Source organism: Streptomyces europaeiscabiei (assembly GCF_001550375.1).
Taxonomy (GTDB): domain Bacteria; phylum Actinomycetota; class Actinomycetes; order Streptomycetales; family Streptomycetaceae; genus Streptomyces; species Streptomyces europaeiscabiei.
Window position 1 is genome coordinate 1 of the sequence record NZ_LRTR01000803.1, and the last position, 707, is coordinate 707.

Genomic DNA, 707 nt, shown 5'->3' on the forward strand with positions numbered 1-707 from the left:
CCGGGGCGGCGGGCGCCGCGGGTGTGGTGGTCGCTGCGGCACCCGTGGCCGCAGGGCTCGCCGGAGCCGAGGCGGCAGCTGCGCCTGGCTTGTAGTCGGCGAAGAAGTCCCACCAGGCTCGGTCTACCGAGTTCGGATCCTGGAGGTACTGCTGATAGATCTCATCGACGAGCCACTCGTTCGGACCGAAGGCCGCGGCGGGGTTCTTACCCGCTTGGTCTGCGTCGGTCGAGATGCTCGAGTTACTGGGGGACTGTGGCGACACGGCGGCAACCGCCCTCTTCCGCTTCACAAGGTGATGGACAGCGGGAATCAAGGCTACGCCCCCGTGGCCGGGAAGGTCAGGCCGGGTCCGCTCTTCGTCGTGTAAGTCACATCGGAAAGTGTGTTTCGGGGGTGGAAATGGCGGGAAACAAGCGTGGTTCCGGTCCGGAACGGGTGTGGGGGGTGGGTGCCGGGCATGCGTCGGGTGGGGCCTGCGGGTATGTGCTCCCGGCCCTCTGCCTGAACGCACCTGATCACACGTGTCCGGCTGTGCGGAACTGGCGTGGATCTTGTGGCTCCGCTTCGAACTTTACGTCAACTTGGCAGAGAAGTAAGCCCCGAGAGGATGAGCGATATTCGGCAATGGTGGGGGGATTCGGCCATGCGTGATCTGGGTATTGCGGGATTTTTCCGCCCCCGCCGCCCCCGCCGCCCCCACCCGT

General features: G+C 65.9%; 1 protein-coding gene. It reads right to left on the minus strand.

The window, feature by feature from the left end; all coding sequences use genetic code 11:
• The coding region (locus tag AWZ10_RS49140; RefSeq protein ID WP_159058530.1) for a 2-oxoglutarate dehydrogenase E1 subunit family protein at positions 1-265 on the minus strand (265 nt) is incomplete at its 3' end.
• Positions 266-707 lie beyond the last annotated feature (442 nt).